The following is a 21750-nucleotide window of genomic DNA, read 5'->3' as shown; positions in this document are numbered from 1 at the left end:
GGCTGTCGCAGGTTTCCGCAGGTCATGGTACGCCCCTCCCCCGCCCCTCCGACCACCCCGAACCGCCCACCGGACCGAGGTCTCACGCCCTGCACCGGCCATCCATCACAACCCCACGACACGCGATCTCACCCCCTTGAATACGCCCTCGCCACCCGCCGTACAAGAGCACCGAGCCCCGCCGCGCCACGTCCCGCCGACGCGGCGCGGCGGAGGCCACCCGCCGTGACCAGCCGCCGTGATCTCCGCACGGTGGACGTGGCGCCGCAGCGCGCTCGCCGGGGCGGGCCGACCGGCCGGGAGCGCGGAGCGGGCGGTGGCGGAACCGCCGGAGCGCGGAGCGGGCAGGGGCGGCGGGGCGGGCGGGGGCGGGGTTCAGGCGAAGACGTCCTGTTGGTAGCGGCCGGAGGACTCCAGCTCGGCCAGCCACCCCGCCCCGTCCTCCCCCGTCCGTGACCGGTAGATGTCCAGCAGCGTCTGCCGCACCGCGGGAGCCATCCGCAGCCCATCACCGCAGACGTACACGTACGCCCCCTGGGAGAGCAGCTCCCACACCTCGTCGGCGTGCGCCGCGACGGCGTCCTGGACGAACCGGTACGGATGGCCGGGCACGGCGGAGTACGCGGCGTGCGCGGGCACGCCCCAGCGGGCCAGGTCGTCCGCGTACAGCTCGTCGTGCCGGGGATGGCGGGAGCCGGTGAAGACGGCGGCGCGGCCGGGAGCCCCGGCCAGCAGGCGCTCCTCGATGAAGCCCCGCAGCGGCGCGAAGCCGGTGCCGGGGCCGATGAGGATCACCGGCGTGGCCGGGTCGTCCGGCAGCCGGAACGGCGGCGCGGGCACGCGGATGTAGCCGTAGAACACCTCGCCCTCCTTGAGGGCGGCGAGGTAGGCCGAGCACATCCCCTGGTAGGTGCCCGAGCCGGACCAGGCCGGGCCCTCGACGAGGCCGACGGTGAGGCGCACGAGCGAGGGGTCGGCCAGCGGCGAGGAGGAGACGGAGTAGTAGCGCGGCTTGATCGGCCCGGCCATCTCCAGGAACACCGGCAGCGGCAGCTCGATCGCGGGGAAGCGGTCGAGCAGGGTGAGCGGGGAGACGCGCTTGGCGAGGATCTCGTCGGCGTAGTTCGCGGTCAGCTCGGCGAGCTGACCCTTGGTCCAGGGGCAGGCGGTGTGCGCGGCCAGCGCCTCCAGGTCCGACCTGGTGGCCACCTCCTGCAGCTCGGCGAACTCGGTCAGCAGCAGACCCGCCGTGACCGCCGTGTCCACGGGCAGGTGGGTGGATCCGGCGGCGCGCAGCCGTACCACCTGGTCGCGGGGGACGCGCAGGCAGCGCAGCGCCCACTCCACCAGCTCGGGGTCGTTCTTGGCGAAGACGGCCACGTGGTCGCCCGCCGAGTAGGTGACGCCTTCGGGCAGCCGGGCCACGATGGAGCGCACGCCGGGACGCGGCGCCTCGGTCGAGAAGTCCCAGAGGCCGGTCGGGTCGGAGGTCAGCTCCTCGTTGGAGACGACGGTCAGCGGGAACGCGCGCGAGGAGACGACCGAGGGCCTGACCTCGGCCTCGCTGAGCACCTCCATCTCGTAACGCGGCCCGGCGCTCTCGGTGGAGGCCGAGTACTCCTCGGCCAGCGCCGCCCACAGCCCGGCCGTCCAGGCGGTCACGTCGCCGTCGAAGTCGCCGTCCGCGTCGGCCTCGCCGCGCTCGATCAGCGGCACCGCTCCGGCGGCCGTCAGCTTCTCGTACGCGCGCTTCGGGAACTCCTGGTACGTGGGCCACTGCGTGTTCCCGCAGCCCAGCACGGCCAGCCGGACCCCGGACAGATCGGGCAGCGCCTCCAGCGCGTCGAAGCGCTGGGCGTTGTCGGGGGCCTTGCCGTTGTAGGAGGAGGCGACCACGATCAGCAGGCCCTCGCTCGGCGGCGTCATGTCGTCGAGGGAGGTCAGCGTCGTGGCGAAGCCCGCGCGGCCGGCCCGCTCGGCCAGGCGTTCGGCGATGTCGGAGCTGGTGCCGAGGTTGGAGCCGTAGGCGACGGTGAGCGGCACGCCGGTGACGGCGATCTCCTGCTGCGCGCTCTCCTCGACCTCCTGGGCCACGACGACGGTCCGCTCGTGCGCCCGCCGCTCGCGGACCCTGAGCGTGAACCCGTCGGGCTTGAGGGTGAGGGTCTGCTTGATCTTCATGCGGTAGACGCTCGGGTCGGAGATCGCGAACCGCCGCAGGATCATCGCCAGCGCCAGCCTGGCCTCGGTCAGCGCGAACTGGCGGCCGATGCAGGCCCGCTCGCCGTTGCCGAACGGCTTGTACGCCCCGGGGTGATGGCTCTGCTTGTTCTCCGGCAGCCAGCGGTCGATGTCGAACTCGTCCGGCCGCTCCCACGCCTTGGGGCTGCGGTGCAGCACCGGCAGCAGCACGATGACGCCCTGGTCCCTGGCGATGGGGTAGCCGCCGATCGTGGTGTCCTCGACCGCGCTGACGCTGAACCCCGGGATCGGCGACCAGTGCCGCAGGGTCTCCTCCAGGACGCGCGCGATGACGTCGAGCTTCATGATCGTCTCGTACGTGGGCGGCTCGTCGCCCGGCAGCAGCCGGTCCACCTCCTCATAGGCGCGGGCCAGGGTGTGCGGCTCACGCAGCAGGTTGTAGAGGGCGAAGGAGAGCAGGCCGCTGGTGGTCTCGTGGCCGGCGATGAGGAAGGTGAGGACCTGGTTGCGGATGTTCTCGTCGGACAGGCGGGCGCCGCTCTGCGGGTCGGACGCCTCCAGCATGAGGCCGAGCAGGTCCTTGGAGCCGGTGACGCCCTCGGCGCGGCGCTGCGTGATCACGTCGTCCACCAGCGACTGCATGGTGGCGATGTCGCGCCGGTACGCCTCCTCGCGCCCGCGCTTGAGCTTGGTGACGAACGGCAGCTGCTGGTTGCGCAGCATGGCCTCGGTGAGCGCGCCGCCCATGGCCTGCAGGAACGGGTGCAGCTCGGGAGAGTCGAAGGAGTTGAACCGGTAGCCGAACCCGGTGAGCGAGATCGTGTCCAGGGTCAGCCTGGTCATGTCGTCGGCGACGGGCAGGTCCTCCCCCTGGCGGACGGCCCACGACTCGACGAGCTGCTCGGCGATCTCGAGCATCTGCCCGTAGTAGGCCTTCATGGCCCGCTGGCTGAAGGCCGGCATCAGGATGCGGTGCGCGTGCCCCCACACCGGCTCGTCCGGGTCGGCAGTGAACAGCCCGTCACCGGCGAAGTCGCGCACGATCGTCAGCGGCGGCTTGATCCGCTTGACGAACCGGCTCTCGTCGCACACCTCGGCGACCAGGTCGGGGTCGTACACCACCACGACCGTGCGGCCGACGATCTCCAGCCGGTAGATGCCCTCGTCGTAACGGGTGGCGACCTGGGCGAAGTGCTCCATCGGCGAGTGAGAGGGAATCTGCAGCGTGTTGCCGAGGATGGGCAGGCCCTGCGGGGCGGGGATCTCCGCCATGATTGCTCCCTTCGAGTAGCCATACACCGTATGGCTGACGCTACCATACGGTGTATGGCAGTGAGCGCACGCAGGGGCGCACCCCTGACCCTCGACGAGATCGGCACCACGGCGGTGCGCCTGATGGACGAGAGCGGGGTGGACGGGCTGTCCATGCGCAAGCTGGCGGCCGAGCTGAACGTCAACCCGATGTCGCTCTACCACCACGTGGAGAGCAAGGACGCGCTGCTGGCGCTGGTCTGCGCCACGACGGCCGAGCGCATGCACGTCCCGCCGGACGACGGCGCCCCGTGGGAGGAGCAGCTCATGGCGCTGGCGCTGGACTATCACCGGCACGCGAAAGAACACCCCGCCATATGGAGATATGTCCACACCCATCCGAGGCTCGTCGCCGACCGGCGGTTGCCCGTCTGGCAGACGCTCTACCGCATCCTGCGACTGGCGGGGGTGCCGGAGTCGGAGCTGCGGCGGACGAGCGACATCCTGCACGCGTTCGTCTCGGGTTTCATCCTGGCCGAGACCGAGGGACACATGTCGGACGATCCCGAGGAGATCGGCCGCACCTTCGACGCGGCCATCCAGCTGATCATCGACGGCCTCGCGCGCTCCACCTCCTGATCAAGGTGGTCCGTTGGAAAATCAAACCCACCGAGTCTAGAGTGGGTTCAGTTTTCCAACTGATGAGGAGGGCGCTGTGCGTGATGCCGTCATCGTGCAAGCCGTACGTACTCCGATCGGCAAGGGCAAACCGGGCGGCGGCCTGTCCGCGATCCACCCGGTGGACCTGCTCGCGCACACGCTGCGCACCCTGATCGAGCGCAGCGGGGTGGACCCGTCCCTGGTGGACGACGTGATCGGCGGCTGCGTCGACCAGGTGGGCGAGCAGGCCATGAACACCACCCGCAACGCCTGGCTGGCGGCCGGCCTCCCGGAGTCGGTGCCCGCGGTCACGGTGGACCGGCAGTGCGGTTCGTCACAGCAGGCGGTGCATTTCGCCGCCCAAGGGGTGATGTCCGGCGCGTACGACCTGGTGGTGGCGTGCGGCGTGGAGTCGATGAGCCGGATGCCGATGTGGTCGAACGTGCCCGCGGGCGCCGACCCGTTCGGCCCGGCGCTGGCCGCGCGCTTCCCCGGCGGCCTGGTGCCGCAGGGCATCAGCGCGGAGCTGATCGCGGCCAAGTGGTCGCTCAGCCGCGAGCAACTCGACGAGTTCTCCGCCGGCTCGCACCGCAAGGCCGCCGCCTCCTCCTTCGCCGGCGAGCTCGCGCCCGTCGGCGGCCTCGACCGGGACGAGTCGGTACGCCCGAGCACGACGCCGGAGATCCTGGCCGGGCTCAGGCCCGCCTTCACCGACCCCGGTTACGCCGAGCGGTTCCCGCAGATCGACTGGTCGGTGACCGCGGGCAACAGCAGCCCGATCAACGACGGGGCGGCGGCCGTACTGGTCACCACCTCGGAGACGGCGGCCCGCCTGGGCCTGCGGCCCCTGGCCCGCCTGCACAGCTTCGCCGTCGTCGGCTCGGACCCGATCCTCATGCTCACCGGCGTCATCCCGGCCACCGAGAAGGTCCTGCGCCGCGCGGGGCTGAGCCTCGCCGACATCGACCTGTTCGAGGTCAACGAGGCGTTCGCGAGCGTCGTGCTGGCCTGGCTCCAGGAGACCGGCGCCGACCCGGCCAAGGTCAACGTCAAGGGCGGCGCCATCGCCCTCGGCCACCCGCTGGGCGCCAGCGGCGCCCGCATCGCCACGACCCTGGTCCACGCCATGGCCGAGCGCGGCGCCCGCTACGCGCTGCAGACCATGTGCGAGGCGGGCGGCCTCGCCAACGCCCTCATCCTCGAACGTCCCTGACAACACCTTTGGAGCAGTCGTCATGAAGATCTCCGGCAGCGTCGCACTCGTCACCGGCGCCAACCGCGGCCTGGGCGCCGCCTTCGCCCAGGCCCTCCTGGACCGGGGAGCCCGCACGGTCTACGCGGCCGCCAGGAACCCCGCCACGATCACCGGCACGAACCTCACCCCGATCGAGCTCGACGTCACCGACCCGGCCGCCGTCGCGGCCGCGGCCGAGCGCTGCGGCGACGTGGACCTGCTCGTCAACAACGCCGGCATCTCGCGTTCCGGCAGCTCGGACCTGGACTCGGCGCGCGCCGAGATGGACACCAACTACTTCGGCACGCTGTCCATGAGCCGCGCCTTCGCCCCCGTCCTGGCCCGCAACGGCGGCGGGGCGCTGGTGAACGTCCTGTCGGTGCTGTCGTTCATCACGTTTCCCCAGGCGAGCGGGTACGCCGCGTCGAAGGCGGCGGCGTGGTCCCTGACCAACGCCCTGCGGCTGGAGCTGAAGGAGCAGGGCACCCACGTCCTGGGGGTGCACGCGGGCTACATCGACACCGACATGGCCGCCCACGTCACCGGACCCAAGATCACCCCCGAGGAGGTCGTCGCGCAGGCCCTCGACGCCCTGGAGACCGGGGCCTACGAGGTGCTGGCCGACGCCATCAGCCGGCAGTCGAAGGCCGGGCTCTCGGGCGAGCTGGAGCGCCTCTACCCGGTGCTGGCCGCCGGCAGCTGACGCCTCAGTCGCTCGCCTCCCAGACGGCCTCGAACGCCTGCTCCGTGATCTCGGCCAGCTCCCAGACCTCCAGCGGCTGGTCGGTGAGGAAGCCGTACTCGTCCTGCAGGTGGCGCCACCAGTAGCGGCGGGCGGTCCGGTCGGCGCCCACCAGCACCTGCCTGATCGCCCACTGTTCGAGGCCGTCGCCCTCGACGCTCTCGAACAGCCAGGCCCGCCCGTCCTCGTCGCCCAGGTGCCAGTAGCGCCGGGGGACGTCGGACTCGGCGAGCTGCCGCACCAGCGGCTGGCGAAGATCTGGAAGCACCCGTCCACTCTAGAACGGGCGCAGCCCGCCGATGGCGATCTCGGCGGCGCGGGCCATCGAGGCCACGATCTCCTCATCGGACTGGCCGGCCTCGCGGGCGGCGCCGCCCGCCCCCTGGACCGCGCCCACGAACGCCCCCGCCACCGCCGCGGCGCTGATCGGGTCGAGCTCGTCGGGGAAGGCCTCCAGCAGGTGCCGGGCCACCTCGCGCTGCACCCCGAACATCATGTGCAGGGCCTTGGCCTGGATGGAGGGCACGGTCGCGACCAGGTGGTCGTAGACCTTCGTCAGCTCGCGGTCGCCCGCCAGCGGGCCCTTGGTCAGGTAGTGGGCGATGACCCGGTCGTAGGTCTTGAGCAGCACGTCGGCGACGCGGTCCGACGGCTCGCGCTCGGCGACCACGCCGGCCATCTGCTCCATGTACTCCAGGACCTCGGCGAACAGCACGTCTTCCTTGGTCGGGAAGTAGTTGAAGAACGTCTTGGTGGCAACGTCGGCCGCGGCGGCGATCTGCGCGACGGTCGTCTGCTCGTATCCCTGCTCGGCGAACAGCCTGAGCGCCGTGCCGACGAGCAACTGCCTGGTCTGCCGCTTCTTGCGCTCGCGCCGGGACTCCTCCATGGCATGCAAGCTTACACTCACTGCATCTTTACACTCGCCAGGCGGAGGAGCCTTTCCCACCGTCCGGGGTTGCGGTCCTTTGGGGGGAATGGGGAGCGCGGCAGACCGCGCCCCTGGCGTCCATGGGTATGGCGGTGCCACGTGGCCCAGGAGTCCCCGCACCGGCGCAGGGGGCGACGCCGATGCGGGAAGGGCCAGGAGGGGCGCGTCAGCGCTGGTAGGCGCCTGCGTCGGGCGCGCCGGCCAGGGGCCTGCCGACCATGTCCTTGCCGAGCGCCTTGCCGCCGTACCACGCGGGGCTGAGGGTCAGGCCGCGGCCGAGCGCCGGCGAGCCGGGCCGCAGCCGCAGGTCGGTACGGGAGACGAACTTCGGGTCGGCCACGATCGACTTCGGCCCCAGCTTGAACTTGTTCACCCGGCCCTGGTAGACGCTGCCGCCCTCGTCGGCCCCCTTGCCGTCCTCCCAGCCGGCCTCGCCGCCCACCACGATCACGTTGTTGCGCAGCTTCAGGATCGACGGGGCGCAGCCGTCGTGGCAGGACCAGCCGATGGTGTCCCGGGCCGGCAGGTAGACCGAGTTCTGGACGGCGATCGTGCCCTTCACGGGCCCGACGATGTGGCGCGGGCCACGGGTGATGAGGAACGAGCCGCGGCTGCGGGAGGAGGTCACGACGTTGAAGGCGAACACGTTGCCGGTGGCGGTCTTGCCCTTCTGGGCGCCGAGCTCGGTGAACGTCTCGTTGTTCCTGGAGATGTTGTGGGTGACGCGGTTGCGGTCGCCGTCGAAGATCTCGACGGCGGCCCCGTCGGTGCCGTAGTCGGCGCTCTTGGCGTAGCTGCCGGTGATGGTGTTGCCGGTCACGAGGTTGTCGTCGCCGTTGAGCAGCACGCCGAAGGCGCCGGAGTCGTTGTCGCCGCCCTCGTCGTTGACGCTCATCCGGTTGTTGTCGGTCAGGACGCTGTCGCGGATGACGTTGCGCGAGCCGGACGGGGTGACGTAGACGCCCGCGATGTTGCCGTCGGCCTGCACGCCGGCCAGCTCGTTGCTGTCGCCGGCGACCTCGAAGCCGGCCCAGCGGCAGCGGGAGGCCCGCAGGCCGCCGACGCGCCAGTGGTCGCCGCTGAGCACGACGCAGTCGTCGTCCATGCCGCTGATCCTGGCCAGCGGGCCGGTGCCGTACGCCTGGATGACGATGGGCCTGGCCGCGGTGCCGTTGGCCTCCAGCTTGAGCGGGCCGGTGAAGGAGCTGCCACGCTTGAAGCTGACCGCGTCGCCCGGCTTGAGGTCGGCGGAGTTGACCTTGTCGAGGGACTTCCACGGCGCGGTGGCGCTGGTGCCCGCCGCGTCGTCGTTACCCGACTTCGAGTCCACGTAGTACGTGGTGCCCGCCAGCGCGTGGGCCGAGGCCGCAGGCGAGAAAGCAGGCAGGACAGCCGCCATGACGGCTACGGGCAGCAACCTCATTCGAGCACACCACTATCGAGTTGGAGCGGATGGGGGGGTAGCCCAAGGTAGCGTGATCAGCGCGCGAGACGCCAGAGACGCACCGAAGGTCCGTCGCCCGGAAGCACGTCCCCGTCCTCGGCGTTGTAGAGGCCGTGCGCGTGGACGCCGAGGCGCAGCGGCGCGCCGGGCGCCCGCCGCACGCACACCAGGATCGACTCCTCGTACGTCTCCCGCGCGAAGATCAGGCAGTCGGCGTCGGCGTGCAGCCAGCGCAGGCCGCCGTGGCGCAGCGCGGGCTCGGCGCGGCGCAGCCCGAACAGCTCCCGGTAGGCCGCCAGCGTTGGGAGGTCCTGGTCCGCGGGCCGGTTCCAGGGCATCGGGGTGCGGGAGTGCTCGCCGTTCACCCCGGTCAGGCCGAACTCGCTGCCCGCGAACACCATCGGCGTGCCCGGCAGCGTGGCCTGCAGGCCGAGCGCGAGCAGGTGGCGCTCGCGCGAGCCGGTGACGGTGCGGATGCGGGGCGAGTCGTGCGAGTCGAGCAGTTGCCAGGAGTGGACGAGCGAGCGCCACGACATGTGGGACGCGAACGACCGGAACGTGGCCAGCGCGGCCGTCCCGTCGCGCGCCGGGACGCCGCCCGGCACGCCGAGGAAGTGGTCGAGGTCCAGTTCGGGCCCGCGCAGCCAGGTCCAGACGGGGCGGGTGAAGCCGCCGTAGTTCATGGTGCCGTGCCAGCCGTCGCGGTCGAGGTCGGAGGAGGCGTCGTGGTTGTGCTCGGCGATGAACGCGGCCTCGGGGCCCAGCTCGGCCCGCAGCATGGCGGCGACCTCGTGGTTGTGGTCGTCGGCGGCCCGCCTGCCGGTCATGTTGGCCACGTCCACGCGCCAGCCGTCCAGCGGCCCGAGCCACTTCTTCAGCACGGCCCGCATGCGGGCGCGGACGAGCTCGCTGCCCCAGTTGAGCTTGGGCAGCGTCTTGACGCCCCACCAGGACTCGTAGTCGCCGGAGTCGGGGTCGAAGTAGAACATCTCGCGCTCGACCGCGTTCACGTCGGAGACGGCCGCGGTGAACCATTCGTGGGTGTCGCCGCAGTGGTTGGTGGTGATGTCGCCGAGCAGCCGCATGCCGCGGGCGTGCAGGGCGCCGGACAGGCGGTGCAGCGCCTCGTCGCCGCCGAGCAGCGGATCGACGTGCTCGAACGTGGAGGCGTTGTAGCGGTGGTTGGAGCGGGCGGGGAAGATCGGCGTCAGGTAGACGGTGCTCACGCCGAGGCTCTGGACGTGGTCGAGCCGCTGGGCGACGCCGTCGAGGTCGCCGCCGTAGAACTGCCCTGAGGTGCCGGGGCCGGCGGGGATGACCGGGTCGTGGTCCCAGTCGCGCGGCAGCGCCCAGTCGGGCAGGTCGCGCATGGGCCGGGAGCGGTCGAAGCGGTCGGGGAAGATCTGGTAGACGATCGCGTCCGACATCCAGGAGGGCGGCGGCTGATGGCACACGAGGCGGAAGTCGCCCGCGTCGGTCACGTCGTGGGTGACGAGCCCGGCCGCGGTCAGCCACGCCTGGCCGCCCCGCGTGGCGAGCAGGAACCGGTACGGGGTCACCGGGTTGACCGCGGTGATCTCGGCCCGCCACCAGACGTCCGTGCCGCCGTACCCGCCGGTCTCCCGCCGCGACGGGTCCGGCGCCGCCTCGGCGTAGCGCGGCTCGCCGTCGTGCACGGTACGCACGTGCACGCCCGTGATCCCGGCGGCCAGCGGCGCCCGCAGCCACAGCGTCACCCGCGAGCCGAGTGCGGGCTCCTGCTCGGAGACGTAGAGAGCTGAGCCGTCGTGATGCGGCTCCCCGATGAAGCGCAAATGCACCTATCCCTTGACAGCCCCGGCGGTGAGCCCGGAGACGATGTACTTCTGCAACCAGAGGAACACACTCACCGTCGGAATCGCGGTAAGCAGCGTCGCCGCGGCGAACATGCCGAAGTTCGCGTTGCGGTGGTCGCCGGCGATCATCCCGTACATGCCGACGGCGAGGGTCTTGCTCTCGGGGTCGCGCAGGAACACGTTCGCCATGAGGAACTCGCTCATCGTGCCGATGAACGCCAGCAGCGCCGTGACCGCGAGGATCGGCGTGACCAGCGGCATGATGACCCGCCAGAAGATCTGCGCGTGCGTGGCCCCGTCCACGGTGGCGGCCTCGTCCAGCTCCTTCGGCACGGTGTCGAGGAAGCCCTTCATCAGCCAGGTGTTCACGCCGAGCGCGCCGCCGAGGTAGAGCAGCATCAGCCCCCACACGGTGTTGAACCCGAAGGCCGGATACAGCTCGGTCACCCTGGTGAAGATCATGAAGATCGTCACGATGGCCAGGAACTGCGGGAACATCTGGATGAGCAGCAGCGCCAGCAGCCCGACCCGGCGGCCCGCGAAGCGCATGCGGCTGAAGGCGTACGCGGCGAGCATCGACAGCAGCAGGCTCGCGAACGACGCCACCAGCGCGATGAACACCGAGTTGAAGAACCACCGGCCGAACGGGTAGCTGTCGGAGGTCAGCAGGTGGGCGAAGTTGGCCAGGCTGGCCCCGGTCGGCAGCAGGTCGGTGGAGGCCAGCGTGCCCATGGGGTTGATCGCGGCCGAGACCACGAACAGGATCGGGAAGAGCGCGAACGCGCACACGATCAGCACGAAGACGTGCCTGAGGGCGAGCTTCACGCGTAGACCTCCTCCTGCTTGCGGGTACGGCGGAACGCCACGGCCGAGATGACGGCCACGATCGTGAAGATGAACACCGAGACCGCCGCGGCGAAGCCGAACTGCGCCCCGCCCGCCCCGAACGCCAGCCTGAAGGTGTAGGTGATCAGCAGGTCCGTGCCGCCCACCTGCGGGTTGTCGGCCGGGAACGGCCCGCCCTCGGTGGTGAGCGCGATCGCGTTGAAGTTGTTGAAGTTGTAGGCGAACGACGAGATCAGCAGCGGCGTGAGCGCCACCAGCAGCAGCGGCAGCGTCACCCGCCGGAAGGCCTTCCACGGCGTGGCCCCGTCGATGGCCGCCGCCTCGGTCAGCTCGCGCGGGATGGCCTGCAGCGCGCCGGTGGTGACGAGGAACATGTACGGGAAGCCGAGCCAGAGGTTGACCAGGATCACCCCGAACCGGGCGGTCCCGGTCTCGCCCAGCCAGTCGACGTTGGCGCCGAGAAGCTGGTTGATCAGGCCGAAGTCGCGGTTGAACATGTCACGCCAGACCAGCAGCATGGCGAAGGCGGGCATCGCGTACGGCAGGATCAGCGCGATCCGGTAGAAGCGGGTGCCGCGCATCCGCGGGTGGTGCAGCGCCAGCGCGACCGACATGCCGAGCGCGAACGTGCCGAGCACGGAGGCCAGCGCGAAGACCAGGTTCCAGCCGAACACCCCCGCGAAATATCCCGAAATAGTCGGATTTGTCAGCACCCGAGCGAAGTTGTCGAGGCCGACGCCGACCTGCCAGCCCTGCGCCAGGTGCTCGCCCTTGGCGTTGACGAAGAAGCCCTGGCTCTCGTCGGCCATCCAGGTGTCGCCGTTGCCGCGCACGCAGTCGCAGCCGGCGTCGTACACGAGCGCCGCCTTGCCCTCGACGGCCCGGCTGAGCCCGTTCGCCTTGATCACGCCGTCGCCGGTCGGCACGGCCAGCGCGGAGATCTCCTGCCCGCGGGCTGCGGCCTCGGGCGTCTTGAGCACGGTCAGCCCGGGGGCCGCCAGCACCTTGCCGGTGACCCCGACCTGGGCGCCCGCCAGCGGCGACAGCCCCTTGGCGTCGCCCAGCCGCACCTGCTTGGTCTTGGGGTCGACCAGCAGGAACACCAGCTCGTCACCGCGCAGGGCGGCCGTCATGGCGTACTCGGGCGAGCCGGGGGTCTGGCGCACCGAGCCGGTCTCGATGGCGGTGACGGCGGCGGCCTTGTCGCCGCGGTGCCCGTCGCCGAAGTTCGTGAACGCGGTGGTGACCGTGTAGGCCACGGGGAACACCTGGAACGCGATCAGGAAGACGGTGCCGGGGACCAGATACTTGGCCGGGATGAAGCGGCGGGTCAGGTAGAGGCAGGCGATGGCCGCGCTGACGGCGCCCAGCAGCCCCAGCGAGACCCATGATTCGGCGGCGACCAGCGGCGGCGCGGCGTAGAGCAGGATCGCGGCGGCCACGGCCAGCACCGCGATCCTGCTCACCACGAACGCCGTGGTGATCTCCCGGCGGGGCCGTGGAGCCGCCTTGGGCTCCCCGCCTTTTCTTGGGGCCTCGCGCACGTCGAGGGTCATGATCAGTGCTTGAGCGAGCCGTCGATGGCCTTCTGCGCGGCCGCGGCGGCCTTGGCCGCGTCGCCGCCCTTGACGACGGCGTTCTCGGCGATGCCGAACGGCTCCCAGATGGCCGCCATCTCGGGGATGGCCGGCATCGGCAGGCCGTCCTTGCCCGCCTCCATGAACTTGACGGCGTCCGGGTCGCTCGCCTGGACCTCCTGGAGGGCGGCGGTCAGCGCCGGGGGCCGCGGGTCGGCCTCGTAGAGCGCCTTCGCGACGTCCTTGTTGGTCACGTAGTTGGCGACGAACTCCTGGGCCAGGGCCTTGTTCTTGCCCTTGGAGGCCACGAAGAACGTCTGCACGCCGACGAACGGGGTGGCGGGCTTGCCGCCCTTGAACGACGGGACGGCCGTGATGTCGTACGTGATGCCGCCCTTCTTGACCTCGCTCATCGCCCACGGGCCGGAGATCAGGTAGGCGCACTTGCCGCCGGCGAAGTTCACGATGTAGTTCTCGTTCGTGATCGACGTGCGCAGCGCGCCGTCACCCTTCTCGCCCAGGTCCTTGAGCTTGCCGAACGCCTTGACCGAGTCGGGCGAGCCGACCAGCACCTGCTTGGGGTCGGGGTCGCCGGTGGAGGTGGCGCCGAACAGCGCGCCGCCCGCGGAGGCGAAGATCGGGTAGACGTGGAAGGCGTCGCCCTTCTGGCCGACGGGGATGCAGAGCACCTCCTTGACCTTGCCGGCCGCCTTGAGCTCCTTGCCCTTGGCGATCATGTCCTCGATCGAGGCGGGCGCGTCGGGGGCGAGCTTGGTGTTGCGGATCAGGGCGATGTTCTCCACCGCGTACGGGGCGCCGTAGACCTGCCCGTTGAACGTCACGGCCTGCATCGCCTTGGCCGAGAAGGCGGCCTTCTGCTCGTCGGTCAGGGTGACGGGGTCGATGGCGCCGTTCTGCACGAGGTTGCCGATCCAGTCGTGCGCGCCGATCATGATGTCGGGGCCGCTGCCCTGCTGGGAGGCGGTGAGGAAGGTCGTCTGGTTGTCCTTGCTGATCTCCTTCACCTCGACGGTCACGCCGTTCTCGGTGCCGAACTGGTCGGCGAACGGCTTGAGCGGCTTGACGCGGCTGGGGTCGGCCCAGATCACGAGTGTGCCGCCGCTCTTGGCCGCCGGGGCGGAGGCGGACGCACCGGGTGCCGCCGGGGACGCCGACGGGGAAGCCGGCTGGGATTCGCCGCACGCCGTGGCGGCGAAAGCGAGGGTCGCGAGAGCGGCCACACCCAGAGCCCGCATGCGCATGGGACCTCCTGAGGTCACGCAGGAACGGCGGTGCCACGCGAGCGCCGCCGGAAGAAAGCTCTAACGTTTCCGGGACGTTAGCGGCTCTTTGCAAGAATTGGAAGAACTTGCGAAAGAGCGTTACGTGATCCTCACCGAACCCCGCGAAAGCGCCTCCCGCAAGCGGCCTCAGGCAGGAGTACGGGCGGGTCAGGGTGACGTATGCAACTTTCCGCAAGTTGCGCTTGACCCCGGCCGAACGACCGCGACATCCTTCACCACAACCTCACGGGACATCTCGGGCATCCAGGGAAGGACAGCCATGCTCGGCAACGACGACTGGTGGCGTGACGCCGTCGTGTACCAGGTCTACCCGCGCAGCTTCGCCGACGCGGACGGCGATGGCATGGGCGACCTCGCCGGCGTGCGCGACCGCCTCGGCTACCTCGCCGACCTGGGCGTGGACGCCATCTGGCTGAGCCCCTTCTACACCTCCCCCATGGCCGACGGCGGCTACGACGTGGCCGACTACCGGGACGTGGACCCCATGTTCGGCACGCTCGCCGACTTCGACGCTCTCATCGCCGACGCCCACGACAAGGGCATCAGGGTCATCGTGGACCTGGTGCCGAACCACTCCTCCGACCGGCACCCCTGGTTCCAGGCCGGGCTGCGCGACCGCTACATCTTCCGCGACGAGCCCAACGACTGGGAGTCGATCTTCGGCGGCCCCGCCTGGACGCAGGTGGCGGACGGGCAGTGGTACCTGCACCTGTTCGCCCCCGAGCAGCCGGACCTCAACTGGGAGAACCCGGACGTGCGCGCCGAGTTCCGCGACATCCTGCGCTTCTGGCTCGACCGGGGCGTGGACGGCTTCAGGGTCGACGTGGCGCACGGCATGATCAAGGCCGCCGGGCTGCCCGACGTGGGGCCGAAGGAGGGCCGCCAGGCCGAGATGCTCGGCGACGAGCAGCTCCCGTACTTCGACCAGGACGGCGTGCACGAGATCTACCGCGAGTGGCGGCCGATCCTCGACTCCTACCCCGGCGGCCGGATGGCGGTGGCCGAGGCGTGGGTGTCCTCCCCCGAGCGGCTGGCCCGCTATGTCGGGCCCGACGAGCTGCACCAGGCGTTCTCGTTCGAGTTCATGATGGCCGACTTCCACGCCAAGTCGTTCCGTACCGTCATCGAGAAGGCGCTGAAGGAGTCGGAGCTGGTCGGCGCGCCCACCACGTGGGTGCTGTCGAACCACGACAAGCCCCGCCACGTCACCCGCCACGGCGGCCTGGCCCGCGCCCGGGCGGCCACGGTGCTCATGCTGGCCCTGCCCGGCTCGGCCTACCTCTACAACGGCGAGGAGCTGGGCCTGCCCGAGGTGCTCGACCTGCCGGACGAGCTGCGCCAGGACCCGGCCTTCCGGCGCACCGGCGAGAGCCGCGACGGCTGCCGGGTGCCGATCCCGTGGACCGCCTCCGGCGACTTCGGCTGGCGCGACCCCTGGCTGCCGATCCCCGCCTCGTGGGGGCCGCTGTCGGCCGAGGCCCAGGAGCACGACCCCGCCTCCACCCTGAACCTCTACCGCGCCGCGCTGAAGCTCCGCAGGGAGCACCCGGCGCTCGGCGGCGGCACCGTGACGTGGCTCGACTCCCCCAAGGACGTGCTGGCCATCGAGCGCGACCCGGGGCTGGTCGTGGTGCTCAACACGGGCGAGGAGCCGGTGCGGCTCGACCTGGGCGGCGAGGTGCTGCTGTCCAGCGGCCCGCTGGCCGAGGACGGGGCCATCCCGCCGGACACCGCGGTCTGGATCCAGCGCTGACCGGATCCGGCCCCGGGGTTGGGGGAATCTTTCCCTTAACGCGGCAAATGTCGGTAATCACGCTCGGTAACCTCACAGGGTGCCACCCTGGTGGGCCAGATCCCTGCGCGGACGCGTCACCCTCATCGCGACGGCTGTAGCCGCCCTCGTGCTCATCCCCGTGGCCGTCGCCGGGGTGATCACCGCCAGATCGCTGATGACGGCCAGCGTCTTCCGCGACACCCGGGACACGGCCGAGCGGATCGCGTACGAGATGCGCGGCGGCGCGCTGCCCATGGGCGCCGCCATCCCGGTGCCCAACCCGCCGGTGGACCTGATCCAGGTCGTCGGCCCCAACGGGCAGATCCTGGCCAGCAGCGACGCGGCCAGGAACCTGCCGCCGCTCAGCGACATCCGCCCCACGCCCGAGAACCGGGTGGTCAGCGTGATGAACTGCCTGCCGACCGAGTGCATCCACGTCACGGCCGTCCGGGTGAGCCTGTTCGCCGACTCCCCCGTGGTCTACGCGGGCCGCAGCACGCCCGACCTGCTGGCCAACCGCGGCCTGGAAGTGGTGGTGTTCATCGAGGTCGGGGTGCTGATCGGGCTGGCGTCGTGGGCCACGTGGCTGGTCACGGGGCGCGCGCTGAGGCCGGTGGCGACCCTGCGGGCCGAGCTGGACGCCGTACACGCGGGCGACCTGAGCCGGCGCGTCACACAGCCGCCGGGCCAGGACGAGGTGTCCCAGCTCGCCAGGTCCGTCAACGGCACGCTGGCCCGGCTGGAACGCTCGGCCCAGCAGCAGCGCCAGTTCGCCTCCGACGCCTCGCACGAGCTGCGCACCCCCATCGCGGGCCTGCGCGCCCAGCTGGAGAGCGCCCAGCTCTATCCCGACGACACCGACGTCGAGGCGCTGGTGGACAGCGCGCTGCGCGACACCGACCGCCTGGAGGCCATCATCACCGACCTGCTGCTGCTGGCCAGGATCGGCTCCCGGGTGGACGTGGCCAAGGAGCGGGTGGACCTCGCCGAGTTGGTGCGCCAGGAGCTGACCGTGCGCTGCGACAAGGTGCCCGTGCACGTGGAACTGACCGAGGGGGTGGTGGTCGAGGGCGTACGGCTCCAGCTCGCCAGGGTGCTGACGAACCTGCTGGACAACGCCCAGCGCCACGCCGAGCACACGGTCCAGGTCGAGGTCCGCAGGGAGGGCGAGCACACGGCGCTGCTGGCGGTCGAGAACGACGGCGTGGAGATCGCCGAGGAGGATCGCGAGCGCATCTTCCAGCGCTTCACTCGCCTGGACGCCGCCCGCAGCCGCGACGCCGGCGGAACGGGCCTGGGCCTGGCCATCGCGCGTGACGTCGTGGTGGCTCATGGGGGCCAGATCACCGTTGAGGACCGTGTGGGCGGGGCGCGATTTGTGTTGAGACTTCCGGCCGTTTGACCGCTTTTCGTAGATTTCCGGTGCTCAAGTCATAGATCATGGTGTCATGACGGAACAAGCGCCGCAGGGCGTCGACCCTCACATCCCTAACGCGGCGCGCATGTACGACTACTTCCTGGGTGGCAAGGACAATTTCCAGGCCGACAGGGATCTGGCCGAGCTGGTCCTGAGCGCGGTTCCCGAAACCCGTGAAGGCACCAGGGAGAACCGGGCGCTCATTGGCCGGTTCGTGCGTTACCTGTGCGAACAGGGCATCACGCAGTTCCTTGACCTCGGCTCCGGCCTGCCGGCGCAGGAGAACGTGCACGAGGTCGCGCTCCGCCACACCCCCGATGCCCGCGTGGTCTACGTGGACAACGACCCGGTGGTGGCCACGCACGGCAGGGCCCTGCTGGCCGACCCGGAGCGGGTGGCCATGGTGCTGGGCGACGTGCGCCGGCCGAAGGAGATCCTGGCCAACCCCGAAGTGCGCGCGCTCCTGGACTTCGAGCGGCCGGTGGCCGTGCTGATGATGTTCATCCTGCATCTGATCCCCGACGAGGACGACCCGAGCACGTTCGTGGCCGGCTACCGCGAGGCGATGGCGCCGGGCAGCTATCTGGCCATCTCGCACGTGGGCAGCGACTCCCACTCGGCGCTGACGGACCGGGTGGTCGAGTTCTACCAGCGGGCCAACATGCCGTTCAGGCCGCGACCCGGCAAGGAGATCGCGGCCTTCTTCGGTGACTTCGAGTTCATCCCGCCCGGCCACCTCGCCAACGGCATCGGGCCGGAGCTCGGGTGGCCGTACATCGATCGCGACATCCCGATCTTCCTCGACGCGGACATGTCGCGGCTGGGCTACGCGGGCATCGCCCGCAAGCCCTAGACCTTCGACAGCTCCCGGTCGCCCGACTCGTCGGGACCGGGGCGGTTGTCGTCGTCGTCCTCGTCCAGCAGCGTGGCCTCGTCGAACGGCGCGTTCCCGGCGAGCACCTCATTCGCGCGCTCCCGGTCGAAGTCTCCGGTCCAGACGGCGACCAGCACGGTGGCGACGGAGTTGCCGGCGAAGTTCGTCAGCGCCCTGGCCTCGGACATGAAGCGGTCGATGCCCACGATGAGGCCGACGCCGTCGACCAGCGCGGGACGGTGCGCCTGCAGCCCGCCGGCCAGCGTGGCCAGCCCGGCCCCGGTCACGCCCGCGGCGCCCTTGGAGGCGATCATCATGAACAGCAGCAGCGCGATCTGCTCGCCGAACTGCAGCGGCGCCCCGGTGGCCTCGGCGATGAACAGCGTGGCCATGGTCAGGTAGATCGCGGTGCCGTCGAGGTTGAAGGAGTAGCCGGTCGGCACGGTGATGCCGGCCACGGTCTTGCTCACGCCCAGGTGCTCCATCTTGGCGATGAGCCTGGGCAGGGCCGTCTCCGACGAGGAGGTGGACAGGATGAGCAGGAACTCGCGGCCCAGGTACTTCAGCAGCGACCACAGGTTGATCCGGGCGACCAGCCACAGGATCGAGCCGAGCACGACGCCGACGAACAGCAGGCACGTGATGTAGAAGGCGACCATGATGATCGCCAGGCTCTTGAGCGCCTCCAGCCCGGTCTCCCCGACGACCGCGGCGATCGCGCCGAACGCCCCGACGGGCGCGGCCCACATGATCATGGCGAGGATGCGGAACGTCAGCCGCTGGAAGTGCTCGATGGTGCGCAGGATCGGCTCGCCCTTGGCGCCCATGGCCTGGATCGCGAACCCGGCCAGCAGCGCCACGAGCAGCGCCTGCAGCACCGAGCCGCCGGTGAGCGAGGACACCAGCGTCTTCGGGATGATGCCGAGCAGGAAGTCGACCGTGGTGGACTCGCCGCCCTTGGCCGCCTGCGCCTCCGCGGCCTGCTTGGCGGCGTCGCTGAGGTGCAGCCCCGAGCCCGGGTCGATGACGTTGCCGACCAGCAGGCCGATGAGCAGGGCTACCGTGGACATGACGATGAAGTAGCCGAGCGCGAGGCCGCCGACCTTGCCGACCTTGGCCGCCTGGCGTACCGAGCCGATGCCCAGCACGATCGTGCAGAAGATGATCGGCCCGATCACCATCTGGATGAGCGCGACGAAGCCGGTGCCGAGCGGTTTGAGCTCCTTGCCCACATCCGGCCAGACGAATCCGACCAGGATGCCGAGTAGGACCGCCCCGATGACGGCCAGATAGAGGTAGCGAGTGCGATCACGCATGGGGGGCTCTCCAGCGGTGATGGAATGACCTTCTAGACGCCCGAGTATGCCCCTCACAGTGACATAGGTCACCATTGAGTAAGTTTCGTTCACAGGGGAGATGTCAGATGCGGCGCTGGAGCCTGGCGGGCCAGATGCTGGTCCTGCAGCTGCTCGTGGTCGCCGTCACGGTGGCGGGCCTCGCGGTGCTCGCGCTCGTGCAGGCGCACGAGCTGCTCACCGACGAGGCGAGCAGCAAGGCCAGGGCCGTCGCGGTGAGCGTGGCCGCCTCGCCCAGCGTGCTGGCCGCCCTCGACGACCCGAACCCGTCCGTACGGCTGCAGCCGTACGCCGAGCAGGTACGCCACCAGACGGGCGTCGACTTCATCACCATCATGAAACCCGACGGCACCCGCTACACCCACCCGAACCCCGCCGAGATCGGCAAGCACTACCTCGGCCACACCGAGCGGGCGCTGGCGGGCGAGACGTTCACCGAGACCTACACCGGCACACTCGGCGAGTCCAGGCGGGTGGTGACCCCCGTCATGTCGGACGGCCGGGTCCGGGCGCTGGTCAGCGCGGGTATCACGATCAACAAGATCAGCGCCAGGGTCCGCGACCAGCTCGCCTGGGGCGGCCTCATCGTCGCGCTCGCGCTCTCGCTGGGCGCCGCCGGCACCTGGCTGGTCACCGCGCGGCTGCGCCGCCAGACGCACGGCCTCGGCCCGGTGGAGCTGGGCCGCATCCACGAGCACCACGACGCCGTCCTGCACGCCGTCCGGGAGGGCCTGCTGCTGGTGGGCAAGGACGGCACGCTGACGCTCTGCAACGACGCCGCCAGGATGCTGCTCGGCCTGCCCGCCGACGCCGAAGGGCGGCACGTGGACGAACTCGGCCTCTCGGAGGTGCTGGCCGACGACGACGAGCGCGTCCACCTGGTCGGCGACCGCGTCCTCGCGGTCAACAGCGCCGCCAGCCGGCTCGGCACCGTCGTGACCGTGCGCGACCACACCGAACTCCAGGCGCTGACCGGGCAGCTCAACGCCGAGCGGGACTTCGCCGACTCGCTGCGCTCGGCCGCCCACGAGGCCGCCAACCGGCTGCACACCGTCATCACGCTGGTGGAGCTGGGCCGTACCGAACAGGCCGTGGCGCTCGGCACGGCGGAGCTGCGCGCCGCGCAGGAGCTGACCGACCGGGTTGTCGGCGCGGTGCGCGAGCCGGTGCTCGCCGCGCTGCTGCTCGGCAAGAGCGCCGAGGCCGCCGAACGCGGCGCCGAGCTCGTGATCAGCCAGGACAGCGAGCTCGACGACCTGGGCCTCGACCCGCGCGAGCTCGTCACGATCGTGGGCAACCTGATCGACAACGCCATCGAGGCGGCCTCCCGGGTGGAGGTCCACCTCAGCGCGGGCGGCGGTGCGGTCCTCATCAGGGTCGCCGACAACGGCCCCGGGCTGGCCGACCCGCAGGCGTTCGCGAAGGGCTGGACCACCAAGGGCGACGGGCGCGGGCTGGGGCTGGCGCTGGTGGGGCAGGCGGTGCGGCGGCTGGGCGGCACCATCGACGTGAAGGGCTCGGTGTTCACCGTGCGGCTGCCGGTGCAGGAGCGGGTGCGATGACCATCTCGGCGCCGGGATCGGGCGCGAAGATATCCGTGCTCGTCGTGGAGGACGAGGAGATCACGGCCGAGGCCAACCGCATCTACATCGAGCGGACCCCGGGCTTCGAGGTGGCCGGCGTGGTCAGGACCGGCAACGCGGCCCTGCGGTTCCTGCGCGGCAAGCCCGTGGACCTCGTCCTGCTCGACCTGTACCTGCCGGACATGCACGGGCTGGAGGTGTGCCGGGCGATCCGCGCGGGCGGGCTCATGTGCGACGTGATCGCCGTCACCTCGGCCCGCGACCTGGCCATGGTGCGCTCCGCGGTCTCCCTCGGCATCTCCCAGTACCTGCTCAAACCGTTCACCTACGCGACACTCTCCGAAAAGCTGACGCGTTACGCCCGGTTCAAGGACGAGGCGGGCCTGGCCGTCGGGCAAGGGGACGTGGACCGGGTCCTCGGCACCCTTCGGGGCAGCTCAGAGCTGCCGAAGGGCATGGCGCGCGACACCCTCGACACGGTCGCCGCGAAGCTGCGCGACAACCCCGAGGGCATGGCCGCCCAAGCCGTGGCCGACGCGATCGGGGTGTCCCGCGTGACGGCCCGCCGCTACCTGGAATACCTGGTCGAGCGGGGGGTGGCCGCCCGCATCCCGCAATACGGAGGAGTCGGCCGGCCAGAACTCCTCTACCGGATCCCCATGGAAAGTTAATGATGGTGACGCTGGCCGTTCAATCCGGGCCTCTAGCTTCTGGTGCAGTC

The 21750-nt window shown here is 70.7% G+C and carries 17 protein-coding genes; 8 read left to right on the top strand and 9 right to left on the bottom strand.

Translation table 11 applies throughout. The features are described from left to right. Positions 1–375: 375 nt before the first annotated feature. The gene (locus AB0J87_RS11290; protein WP_363964281.1) at positions 376–3474 is read right to left on the bottom strand and encodes a cytochrome P450; all 3099 of its coding nucleotides are present in this window, start codon (positions 3472–3474) and stop codon (positions 376–378) included. A 54-nt stretch (positions 3475–3528) separates the two neighbouring features. Here AB0J87_RS11290 and AB0J87_RS11285 point away from each other — a divergent pair, with 54 nt between their 5' ends. The 3 genes from AB0J87_RS11285 (at position 3529) to AB0J87_RS11275 (ending at position 6050) form a co-directional block, all read left to right on the top strand. After that, complete coding sequence (locus tag AB0J87_RS11285; RefSeq protein WP_350726865.1) at positions 3529–4092, top strand: TetR/AcrR family transcriptional regulator; 564 nt, start codon at positions 3529–3531, stop codon at positions 4090–4092. 76 nt (positions 4093–4168) lie between these two features. Next, positions 4169–5326 carry a thiolase family protein gene (locus tag AB0J87_RS11280; protein WP_363964280.1) on the top strand — a complete coding sequence of 386 codons (1158 nt, stop codon included), beginning with the start codon at positions 4169–4171 and terminating at the stop codon, positions 5324–5326. Positions 5327–5348: 22 nt separating this feature from the next. Then, positions 5349–6050, top strand: coding sequence for an SDR family oxidoreductase (locus tag AB0J87_RS11275; protein ID WP_363964278.1), 702 nt, complete (start codon positions 5349–5351; stop codon positions 6048–6050). A 4-nt stretch (positions 6051–6054) separates the two neighbouring features. Here the strand turns inward: AB0J87_RS11275 and AB0J87_RS11270 are convergent, their stop codons facing one another. The 7 genes from AB0J87_RS11270 to AB0J87_RS11240 all read right to left on the bottom strand — a co-directional run bounded on the left by AB0J87_RS11270 (position 6055) and on the right by AB0J87_RS11240 (position 13984). Next, on the bottom strand, positions 6055–6357 hold the full coding sequence (locus tag AB0J87_RS11270) for a hypothetical protein (protein WP_350726862.1): 303 nt from the start codon (positions 6355–6357) through the stop codon (positions 6055–6057). A gap of 9 nt (positions 6358–6366) precedes the next feature. Continuing rightward, positions 6367–6978: a TetR family transcriptional regulator gene (locus AB0J87_RS11265; protein WP_363964276.1), complete on the bottom strand. Its 612-nt coding sequence runs from the start codon at positions 6976–6978 to the stop codon at positions 6367–6369. A gap of 208 nt (positions 6979–7186) precedes the next feature. Continuing rightward, on the bottom strand, positions 7187–8443 hold the full coding sequence (locus tag AB0J87_RS11260; RefSeq protein ID WP_363964274.1) for a right-handed parallel beta-helix repeat-containing protein: 1257 nt from the start codon (positions 8441–8443) through the stop codon (positions 7187–7189). A gap of 56 nt (positions 8444–8499) precedes the next feature. Continuing rightward, entirely contained in the window at positions 8500–10284 is a 1785-nt protein-coding gene (locus tag AB0J87_RS11255; RefSeq protein ID WP_363964272.1) for a glycoside hydrolase family 13 protein, read from the bottom strand. Further along, positions 10285–11124 carry a sugar ABC transporter permease gene (locus AB0J87_RS11250; protein ID WP_319714304.1) on the bottom strand — a complete coding sequence of 280 codons (840 nt, stop codon included), beginning with the start codon at positions 11122–11124 and terminating at the stop codon, positions 10285–10287. Beyond that, positions 11121–12701 carry an ABC transporter permease subunit gene (locus AB0J87_RS11245; RefSeq protein ID WP_363964270.1) on the bottom strand — a complete coding sequence of 527 codons (1581 nt, stop codon included), beginning with the start codon at positions 12699–12701 and terminating at the stop codon, positions 11121–11123. The genes AB0J87_RS11250 and AB0J87_RS11245 overlap by 4 nt, the downstream gene beginning before the upstream one ends. A 2-nt stretch (positions 12702–12703) precedes the next feature. Next, entirely contained in the window at positions 12704–13984 is a 1281-nt protein-coding gene (locus AB0J87_RS11240) for a maltose ABC transporter substrate-binding protein (RefSeq protein ID WP_363964268.1), read from the bottom strand. A 301-nt stretch (positions 13985–14285) separates the two neighbouring features. On the opposite strand from AB0J87_RS11240, the gene AB0J87_RS11235 reads away from it, so the two are divergent. From AB0J87_RS11235 to AB0J87_RS11225, 3 genes are all read left to right on the top strand, one after another. Next, positions 14286–15779, top strand: a complete 1494-nt coding sequence (locus AB0J87_RS11235; RefSeq protein ID WP_363964266.1) for a glycoside hydrolase family 13 protein — start codon at positions 14286–14288, stop codon at positions 15777–15779. Positions 15780–15858: 79 nt separating this feature from the next. Then, positions 15859–17202 carry an ATP-binding protein gene (locus tag AB0J87_RS11230; RefSeq protein WP_363964264.1) on the top strand — a complete coding sequence of 448 codons (1344 nt, stop codon included), beginning with the start codon at positions 15859–15861 and terminating at the stop codon, positions 17200–17202. 46 nt (positions 17203–17248) lie between these two features. After that, positions 17249–18070: an SAM-dependent methyltransferase gene (locus AB0J87_RS11225; protein ID WP_363964262.1), complete on the top strand. Its 822-nt coding sequence runs from the start codon at positions 17249–17251 to the stop codon at positions 18068–18070. On the opposite strand, the gene AB0J87_RS11220 is transcribed toward AB0J87_RS11225, so the two are convergent. Then, positions 18067–19407 carry a cation:dicarboxylase symporter family transporter gene (locus AB0J87_RS11220; protein ID WP_363964260.1) on the bottom strand — a complete coding sequence of 447 codons (1341 nt, stop codon included), beginning with the start codon at positions 19405–19407 and terminating at the stop codon, positions 18067–18069. The two genes, AB0J87_RS11225 and AB0J87_RS11220, sit on opposite strands and share 4 nt — an antisense overlap. 107 nt (positions 19408–19514) lie before the next feature. On the opposite strand from AB0J87_RS11220, the gene AB0J87_RS11215 reads away from it, so the two are divergent. Together AB0J87_RS11215 and AB0J87_RS11210 are read left to right on the top strand one after the other, a co-directional pair. Then, positions 19515–21008, top strand: coding sequence for a sensor histidine kinase (locus tag AB0J87_RS11215; RefSeq protein ID WP_363964258.1), 1494 nt, complete (start codon positions 19515–19517; stop codon positions 21006–21008). Further along, positions 21005–21700: a response regulator gene (locus tag AB0J87_RS11210; protein ID WP_363964256.1), complete on the top strand. Its 696-nt coding sequence runs from the start codon at positions 21005–21007 to the stop codon at positions 21698–21700. The genes AB0J87_RS11215 and AB0J87_RS11210 overlap by 4 nt, the downstream gene beginning before the upstream one ends. Positions 21701–21750 lie beyond the last annotated feature (50 nt).

The organism is Nonomuraea sp. NPDC049625 (assembly GCF_040675285.1).
Classification (GTDB): domain Bacteria; phylum Actinomycetota; class Actinomycetes; order Streptosporangiales; family Streptosporangiaceae; genus Nonomuraea; species Nonomuraea angiospora_A.
Note: the sequence above shows the minus strand (reverse complement) of the source record. Positions and strands in the feature narration are given on the sequence as shown.